The sequence below is a fragment of the Ensifer sp. genome (genome assembly GCF_035999185.1).
Lineage (GTDB): Bacteria > Pseudomonadota > Alphaproteobacteria > Rhizobiales > Rhizobiaceae > Ensifer.
Genome location: NZ_DASYHB010000062.1, coordinates 1 through 8,119, shown reverse-complemented (window position 1 = coordinate 8,119; position 8,119 = coordinate 1). Strand labels below are relative to the sequence as shown.

Annotated in this window: 11 protein-coding genes and 1 pseudogene; 7 read left to right on the top strand and 5 right to left on the bottom strand. The window is 62.9% G+C overall.

Features of this window, described 5'->3' with window-relative positions; all coding sequences use genetic code 11:
- The 7 genes and pseudogenes from VGO04_RS06655 to coaA form a co-directional block, all read left to right on the top strand.
- Window positions 1–163, top strand: a pseudogene (locus VGO04_RS06655) (imidazoleglycerol-phosphate dehydratase); the annotation flags it as partial.
- Between the two features lie 23 nt (window positions 164–186).
- Window positions 187–657, top strand: a complete 471-nt coding sequence (locus VGO04_RS06650) for a DUF2628 domain-containing protein (protein WP_327495170.1) — start codon at window positions 187–189, stop codon at window positions 655–657.
- Window positions 657–1,307, top strand: a complete 651-nt coding sequence (gene hisH, locus VGO04_RS06645) for an imidazole glycerol phosphate synthase subunit HisH (RefSeq protein ID WP_327495169.1) — start codon at window positions 657–659, stop codon at window positions 1,305–1,307. The genes VGO04_RS06650 and hisH overlap by 1 nt, the downstream gene beginning before the upstream one ends.
- A gap of 29 nt (window positions 1,308–1,336) precedes the next feature.
- Entirely contained in the window at window positions 1,337–2,074 is a 738-nt protein-coding gene (gene hisA, locus VGO04_RS06640) for a 1-(5-phosphoribosyl)-5-[(5-phosphoribosylamino)methylideneamino]imidazole-4-carboxamide isomerase (protein ID WP_327495168.1), read from the top strand.
- 3 nt (window positions 2,075–2,077) lie between these two features.
- The gene (hisF, locus tag VGO04_RS06635) at window positions 2,078–2,854 is read left to right on the top strand and encodes an imidazole glycerol phosphate synthase subunit HisF (protein ID WP_327495167.1); all 777 of its coding nucleotides are present in this window, start codon (window positions 2,078–2,080) and stop codon (window positions 2,852–2,854) included.
- Between the two features lie 15 nt (window positions 2,855–2,869).
- A complete protein-coding gene (locus tag VGO04_RS06630) occupies window positions 2,870–3,193 on the top strand; it encodes a phosphoribosyl-ATP diphosphatase (protein WP_327495166.1) in 324 nt (107 codons plus the stop codon).
- A complete protein-coding gene (gene coaA / locus VGO04_RS06625) occupies window positions 3,190–4,182 on the top strand; it encodes a type I pantothenate kinase (RefSeq protein ID WP_327495165.1) in 993 nt (330 codons plus the stop codon). Before VGO04_RS06630 ends, coaA begins: the two co-directional genes overlap by 4 nt.
- Before the next feature lie 91 nt (window positions 4,183–4,273).
- Here the strand turns inward: coaA and VGO04_RS06620 are convergent, their stop codons facing one another.
- From VGO04_RS06620 to VGO04_RS06600, 5 genes are all read right to left on the bottom strand, one after another.
- Window positions 4,274–4,885, bottom strand: a complete 612-nt coding sequence (locus VGO04_RS06620; protein ID WP_327495164.1) for an alpha-ketoglutarate-dependent dioxygenase AlkB — start codon at window positions 4,883–4,885, stop codon at window positions 4,274–4,276.
- Between the two features lie 13 nt (window positions 4,886–4,898).
- The gene (locus tag VGO04_RS06615; RefSeq protein WP_327495163.1) at window positions 4,899–5,333 is read right to left on the bottom strand and encodes a hypothetical protein; all 435 of its coding nucleotides are present in this window, start codon (window positions 5,331–5,333) and stop codon (window positions 4,899–4,901) included.
- Between the two features lie 2 nt (window positions 5,334–5,335).
- Window positions 5,336–5,809 carry a peptidoglycan-binding protein LysM gene (gene lysM, locus VGO04_RS06610; protein WP_327495162.1) on the bottom strand — a complete coding sequence of 158 codons (474 nt, stop codon included), beginning with the start codon at window positions 5,807–5,809 and terminating at the stop codon, window positions 5,336–5,338.
- 77 nt (window positions 5,810–5,886) lie between these two features.
- Window positions 5,887–6,321, bottom strand: coding sequence for an alternative ribosome rescue aminoacyl-tRNA hydrolase ArfB (gene arfB / locus VGO04_RS06605; RefSeq protein ID WP_327495161.1), 435 nt, complete (start codon window positions 6,319–6,321; stop codon window positions 5,887–5,889).
- A 114-nt stretch (window positions 6,322–6,435) separates the two neighbouring features.
- Window positions 6,436–8,046 carry a phosphoenolpyruvate carboxykinase gene (locus VGO04_RS06600; RefSeq protein ID WP_327495160.1) on the bottom strand — a complete coding sequence of 537 codons (1,611 nt, stop codon included), beginning with the start codon at window positions 8,044–8,046 and terminating at the stop codon, window positions 6,436–6,438.
- Window positions 8,047–8,119 lie beyond the last annotated feature (73 nt).

The window sequence follows — 8,119 nt, the reverse complement described above, 5'->3', positions numbered from 1 at the left end:
GCATGCCGGGATCACGCTGCATATCCAGAACATCTACGGCGCCAACAACCATCATATCGCCGAGACCTGTTTCAAGTCCGTCGCCCGCGTGCTCCGCACGGCAACCGAAATCGACCCGCGCCAGGCCGGCCGCGTTCCCTCGACCAAGGGGACCCTTGCCTAAGCGGCCAGTCACTGGCTGAACCTATGGCTTCTTATCTGATCCTGACCCCGCCGGGTGCACACGCCGACGACGAGCGCGCGCGCTTCGTTGCCGACGGCTATTCCTGGTGGGCCTTCCTGTTCCCGGCGCTCTGGCTTCTCGCCAAGCGGCAATGGGCAATTGGCATCGCAGTTGCTGTTCTGCAGATTTCGTTAGTTTTTCTCTCGAGCCACGAAAGCGGATTCCTGCCGTCGCTGCTGGCGCAGCTCGCGCTTCGGCTTGTGGTTGCCCTTGAAGGACCGGTTCTGGTTGCGCGCAGCCTGACGGCTCGCGACTGGACGCTGCGCTCGATCGTGCCGGCACCGAACCTGGAGACGGCCGAGGAAATCTATTTCACGAGCGTGGCCCCGAGCGAAAAGAAGCCGACCCCGCCCTCCCCGGCCGATTGGACCGTGCGCCAGCCCTCGAAGGGTGGCACCGGCCTCGGCCTATTTGATTCCTACGGAGAACGCTGATGCGCGTCGCCATCATCGATTACGGCTCGGGCAACCTGCGCTCGGCCACCAAGGCCTTTGAACGGGCCGCCCGCGAAGCCGGCATTTCCGCCGATATCGACCTTACCGACAAGCCGGAACGGGTGGCCAGCGCCGACCGTATCGTGCTTCCGGGCGTCGGCGCCTATGCCGACTGCCGCCGCGGTCTTGCTGCGGTCGAGGGCATGGAGCAGGCCTTGACCGAGGTGGTGGAAAAGGCCGGCCGGCCGTTTCTCGGCATCTGCGTCGGCATGCAGCTGATGTCGTCGCGCGGTCTTGAGAAGACCGTCACCCACGGTTTCGGCTGGATCCCTGGCGACGTCGTCGAAATGACGCCTTCCGACACCACGCTGAAGATCCCGCAGATCGGCTGGAACACGCTGAAGCTCAAGCGCGAACATCCGCTGTTTGACGGCATCCGGGTTGGCGAACAGGGCCTGCACGCCTATTTCGTGCATTCCTACCACCTGGCAGCCGAAAGCGCCGGCGACGTGGTCGCTGAAGCCGATTACGGCGGTCCGGTGACCGCTTTCGTCGCCAATGGCAACAAGGCTGGCTCGCAGTTCCACCCGGAAAAGAGCCAGGCGCTTGGCCTTGCCCTCATCTCGAATTTCCTGCGCTGGAAGCCCTAAGGCTTTCGCACGACTGATTGGACAGACCCATGATCCTTTTTCCCGCGATCGACCTGAAAGACGGGCAATGCGTGCGCCTGAAGCTGGGCGACATGGACCAGGCGACGGTTTACAACCCCGATCCGGCCGCCCAGGCCCGCGCCTTTGAAGACCAGGGCTTCGAGTGGCTGCACGTGGTCGACTTGAACGGCGCCTTTGCCGGCGAGACGGTCAACGGTGCGGCCGTCGACGCGATCCTCAAGGCGACGAAGAACCCGGTACAGCTCGGCGGCGGCATCCGCACGCTCGATCATATCGAAAACTGGCTGTCGCGCGGGCTTGCCCGCGTCATCCTCGGAACGGTTGCCGTGCGTGATCCGGCGCTCGTCATCGAAGCCTGCGCGAAGTTTCCGGGCAAGGTTGCCGTCGGCATCGACGCCAAGGGCGGCAAGGTTGCTGTCGAAGGCTGGGCCGAAGCGTCGGAACTCGGCGTCATCGAACTAGCCAAGAAGTTCGAGGGCGCCGGCGTGTCGGCGATTATCTATACCGACATCGACCGCGACGGCATCCTGACCGGCATCAACTGGGACTCGACGCTGGAGCTCGCGGATGCGGTCTCCATTCCGGTGATCGCTTCCGGCGGTCTTGCCTCGATGGACGACATCCGGCGGATGGTCGAACCGGACGCGAGAAAGCTCGAAGGCGCCATCTCCGGCCGCGCGCTCTATGACGGCCGCATCGATCCGCAGGAAGCGCTGGACCTGATCCGCGCCGCGAGAAAGGCCTGACCCATGTCTCTCAAAGCCCGTGTCATTCCCTGCCTCGACGTCAAGGACGGCCGTGTGGTCAAGGGCGTCAACTTCGTCGATCTGATCGACGCCGGTGATCCGGTGGAAGCAGCGCGCGCCTATGACGCCGCCGGCGCCGACGAGCTCTGCTTCCTCGACATCACCGCTTCCTCGGACAATCGCGAGACGATTTTCGACGTCATCGCCCGCACAGCCGAACAGTGCTTCATGCCGCTGACGGTCGGCGGCGGCGTGCGCCAGGTCTCCGATATCCGCAAGCTGCTGCTCGCCGGCGCCGACAAGGTGTCGATCAACACGGCTGCCGTGAAGAACCCGGACTTCGTGGCTGAAGCTGCCGACAAGTTCGGCAACCAATGCATCGTCGTCGCCATCGACGCCAAGAAGGTATCGAAGGACGGCGAAGCGGACCGCTGGGAGATCTTCACCCATGGCGGACGACAGCCGACGGGCATCGACGCGATCGAGTTTGCCCGCCGCGTCGTCGACCTCGGCGCCGGCGAGATCCTTTTGACGTCGATGGATCGCGACGGCACGAAGAGCGGCTACGACATTGCGCTCACCCGCGCGGTCGCCGACGCCGTGCGCGCGCCCGTCATCGCGTCCGGCGGGGTCGGCACGCTGGACCACATGGTCGCCGGTATCCGCGACGGTCATGCGACGGCGGTGCTTGCCGCCTCGATCTTCCACTTCGGCACCTATAGCATTGGCGAGACCAAGCGCTATATGGCTGAGCATGGCATCGCCATGCGCCTCGACTGAGCTTCAGGACCTCCCATGGCTGACTTCACACTGACCGACCTCGAAGCCATCGTCGCGACACGCGCGAAGGCGGCTCCGGACGAATCCTGGACAGCAAAACTGGTGGCGAGCGGCCAGCCGAAAGCGGCCAAGAAACTCGGTGAAGAAGCCGTCGAGACGGTTATCGCTGCGGTCAGCAACGACCGCGCGAATCTCGTCGCCGAGAGCGCCGATCTCCTCTATCATCTGATGGTCGTATTGAAGATCGCCGACGTTCCGTTGCAGGATGTGCTGAACGAACTTCAGCGGCGGACCAATCAATCCGGCCTGCAGGAAAAGGCAAATCGGCAGACCCCATGACCATCGCGGCGAAAGACATCGAAGCAGCCGACCTGCCCGACAACCCCCAGAAGCGGGACTATTCGCCCTATCATTTCTTTACCGCCGAAGAGTGGTCGCGTTTTCGGGCAGATACGCCGATGACGCTGACGGCCGACGAGGTGCAACGGCTGCGCTCGCTGAACGACCCGGTCGATCTCGGCGAAGTCAGGCAGATCTACCTGTCGCTGTCGCGCCTGCTTTCAACCCATGTGGAATCGTCGCAGATGCTCTTCGAGCAGCGCAAGCGCTTCCTCAGCATGTCCGAGACGAAGACGCCCTTCGTCATCGGCATTGCCGGATCGGTCGCCGTCGGCAAGTCGACGACCGCGCGTATCCTGGCGCAGTTGCTCTCGCGCTGGCCTTCGAGCCCGAAGGTCGACCTGGTGACGACCGACGGCTTCCTCTATCCGAACGCCGTGCTCCAGCGCGAAAACATGATGGACCGCAAGGGCTTTCCCGAGAGCTACGACGTCGGCGCGCTCTTGCGCTTCCTGTCGGCGATCAAGGCCGGCCAGCCGAACGTCAAGGCGCCGAGTTACTCGCACCTGACCTATGACGTGTTGCCGGACCAGTTCACCGTCATCGACCGGCCGGACATCCTGATCTTCGAAGGCATCAACGTCCTGCAGTCGCGCAACCTTCCGGCCGACGGCAAGATCGTGCCTATGGTCTCGGACTTCTTCGACTTCTCGATCTACATCGATGCCGAGGAGAGCCTGATCCACAGCTGGTACGTCAACCGTTTCATGCGGCTGCGCGAAACCGCCTTCAAGAACCCGGAATCCTACTTCCATCGTTATGCGACGATCAGCGAGGATGCGGCCCGCGCCATTGCCGAAGGCCTCTGGCACAACATCAACCTGAAAAACCTGCACCAGAACATCCTGCCGACGCGCCCGCGCGCCGACCTGATCCTGCAGAAGGGTCCGAACCACCTGACGGAAAAGGTGGCTCTCAGAAAGCTCTGAGCGTCCGGCCCGGAGCAATCTCAGGAAGAGCGATCTCGGGAAACGTGTGACGCGGTTTTCTGTCCGAGATTGCGCCGTTTCAAGGAGTTGATCAGGGATTGACCCGCCGGAGCGTCAGATTGACCCGGCCGCCGTTCTTCAGCAGCGTCGACGTGTTCGGATAGATCCGGTCGACGCCGTGGAAGGCAAGGCGCCCTTCCCCGCCGAGCACGACGATATCGCCGCTTTCCAGCCGGAAGGACATGGTCTGTCCGCCGCGGGTGTTTCCGCCGACCCGAAACAGGCAGCTGTCGCCAAGCGAAATCGACACGACGGCCGTTTCCAGATCCCGCTCGTCACGGTCCTGATGCAGGCCCATGCGCGCGTCTTCGGAGTAGAAGTTCACGAGACAGGCCTCAGGCGCCTTCTGGCTGGCGGAAACGGCCTGCCAGATCTCTAGCAGCGGCTCCGGCATCGTCGGCCAGGGCCTCCCGGTGACCGGATGCTGAGCCTGGTAACGATAGCCGCGATCTCGATCCGTGACCCAGCCAAGCGAACCGCAATTGGTCATGCGCACGGACATGGGTTTGCCGGTCTTCGGCATTTCCGGCACGAAGAGCGGTGCCTCGGCCACGACCATACGGATCGCTTCGACAAGCTGCTCCTGCCGGACGCGATCGAGATAGCCCGGGATATGTCTGATCCCTTTCGGGAGCACCTGCATTAGGGCAATCCTCTTACTCAAGGCCAAGGAGGGCCGCTGGCACGCCATAGCGAACCGGCCAGCCGGCATAGGCGACATCCGTCGGCCCGACGACATGATCGACGAGGTTCCAGCGGCCGTTCTGGAAACTGACGAGTGCAAACACCGTCAGACCATCCATCATGTCGGCCTCGTCGCGCAACCCGGTTTGCGTGAGGTCGATTGCCCCGCCGCCCGGACGCTGCGGCTCGACCTGCATGAAAGCCCAGTTGGGAGCGGCGCGCATGCTCGTGACAACGAATTCAACCGGGCCACGCATCTCGGCCTCAACCGCCGGGCGGAGCGCATCGAGGATCGCGGTGCGCTCGGCGCTGCCTTTGGCAGGTTCTCGGTAGGGCTCTGCGAAAGCAACGCCGGCAAGGCAAAGCCCCACCAGCGCCGCAATGGAAACGAAACGCCTGACGGACATGCTCAGGCTGCGTCGAGATCCGGAATGCGCAGAACCTGCCCCGGATAGATCTTGTCCGGATGGGTCAGCATCGGCTTGTTGGCCTCGAAGATAGCCGTGTTCTTGGCGCCCTTGCCCTTGCCGTACTGTGCCTCGGCGATCTTCCAGAGGTTGTCGCCCTTCTTGACCGTGTAGAAGACCGGCGCCTTGGCCGGTGCAGGGGCTGCTCCGGCGTCGGCGACCTTGAGCTCCGAGGCTTCGACGGCCGAGACGCCGAGCGTATTGCCAACGGCGACGACAGCCTTTTCGAAGGCGCTCTGGTCTTTCACGACACCCTTCAGCACGACCTTGTCACCGGCCATTTCGACCTGCACGTCCTTTGTGCCGAGGTCGTGGGATGCCAACTCCTTCTGAACGCTTTCGGCATCCGGGGCATCGTCATCGCCGCCGATGCCAAGCTTCTTGCCGGCGTTCTTGATAAAACTGAAAAGGCCCATGAACATCTCCTTTTACGAAAACACTGATCGATAAGAGAGGGCACGAGGGCTCAAAGGCAAGGGAGAGGCGAAAAGAATCAATCGCCTCCGGGACGCCCCCTGAGCTTCTTGATTTCGCCGCGCCCGGACTTCTCCTTGAGGCGGCGCTCGACAGAGCCGCGGGTCGGTTTCGTCTTCTTGCGCGGCGGCGGTGGCGGTTCGGCCGCTTTCAAGATCAGCTCCTTCAAGCGCTCGCGGGCGTCCTCACGGTTGCGCTCCTGGCTGCGAAAGCGGCTCGCCTCGATCATCAGCACGCCCTCCTTCGAGGCGCGCCGGCCGGCAATCTTCAGGGCATTGGCCTTGATACGATCGGAGAGTGCCGGAGAGGCCTGGACGTTGAAGAACAGCTGGACCGCCGTCGACACCTTGTTGACATTCTGTCCACCCGGCCCGCCGGCCAGCACGAATTGCTCCGTCAGTTCCCAGCCGGCAATCACGATGCTGTCGTTGATATAGAGTAGGTCGCTGGCCATGGTTCACCTCGGCCCGATCTATGGCACAGCGCGAAGCTCTTGAAAACAGAGAGACAAAAACGAAGAAACCCGGCCGCGAGGGCCGGGTTTCACGTGAATCATAGCCGACGATGCTTATTCGGCGGCGAGCTGGGTGCCCGGCGCTGCGTCACGAACGCTGCCGTCCACGTGCTCTTCGAACTTGGCGAAGTTGGTGATGAACATGTCGACAAGGCGATTGGCCTGCGCGTCGTAGGCTGCGCCATCGGCCCACGTCGAACGCGGATCGAGGATGCCGCTGTCGACGCCCGGAACCGAGACCGGAACGGCGAAACCGAAGTTCGCGTCGGTACGCAGCTCAGCCGCGTTCAGCGAACCGTCAAGAGCAGCGGCGAGCAGTGCACGCGTCACCTTGATCGGCATGCGGCTGCCGGTGCCGTAGGCGCCGCCGGTCCAGCCGGTGTTGACCAGCCAGCAGGTGACGCCGTTCTTGGCGATCAGGTCCTTCAAGAGGTTGCCGTATTCCGACGGATGGCGCGGCATGAACGGCGCGCCGAAGCAGGTCGAGAAGGTCGCTTCCGGCTCGGTGACGCCCTTTTCTGTGCCGGCGACCTTGGCGGTGTAGCCGGAGAGGAAGTGGTACATCGCCTGTTCCGGCGTCAGCTTGGCGATCGGCGGCATTACACCGAAGGCGTCAGCCGTCAGCATGATGATGGTGCGCGGCTGCGGCGCGGTGCCGGTGGCGCTGGCGTTCGGGATGAAATCCAGCGGATAGGCGCAACGGGTGTTTTCCGTCAGCGAACCATCGTTGAAGTCCGGAACCCGGCGCTCATCGAGAACGACGTTTTCCATGACAGTGCCGAAGCGGCGGGTGGTCGCGTAGATTTCCGGCTCTGCCGCTTCCGACAGACGGATCGCCTTGGCGTAGCAGCCGCCTTCGAAGTTGAAGACGCCGTCTTCGCCCCAGCCGTGCTCGTCGTCGCCGATCAGCGTGCGGGTCGGATCGGCCGAAAGCGTCGTCTTGCCGGTGCCCGACAGACCGAAGAAGATCGCCGTGTCACCCTCAGGGCCGACATTGGCCGAGCAGTGCATCGGCATGACGCCCTTCTTGGGAAGAAGGTAGTTGAGAACGGTGAAAACCGACTTCTTCATCTCGCCGGCGTACGACGTGCCAGCGATGAGAATCAGATTGTTGGTGAAGTCGCAGGCAATGACCGTTTCGGTGCGGCAGCCATGGCGCTCCGGATCGGCCTTGAAGCTCGGCAGGTCGATGATCGTCAGCTTCGGCAGGAAGGACGCCAGCGCTTCGCGAGCCGGACGAATGAGCAGGTTGCGGATGAAAAGCGAATGCCAGGCATATTCGGTGACGACGCGGGTCGGCAGCGAATTGTCGGCATCGGCGCCGCCGACGAGATCCTGAACATAGAGCGACATGCCCTTGGCATGGTCGAGCATGTCCTGACGCAGCACAGCGAAGTGCTCCGGCGACAGCGGCTTGTTGTTGTCCCACCAGATCTGTCCGTCGGTGTTTTCGTCGCGGACGACGAATTTATCCTTCGGCGAGCGGCCGGTGTGCTGGCCGGTACGGGCAACAAGTGCGCCGTGCGCGGTCAGCTGAGCCTCGCCACGGCGAAGAGCTTCTTCATAAAGCTCCGGGGCTTCGAGGTTGAACCGGACTGTTTCCAGGTCGGTAAAGCCGAGTTTTTCCAAGCCGTTCGCCAGATTGCGAGTGCCGAGTTGCTCCATGGTCAAGCTTCCTTCGTGTTTGGCCATTGGCGTTGAATTTCGCCGGACCTTACTTGCATGCTCGCTCAAAAAC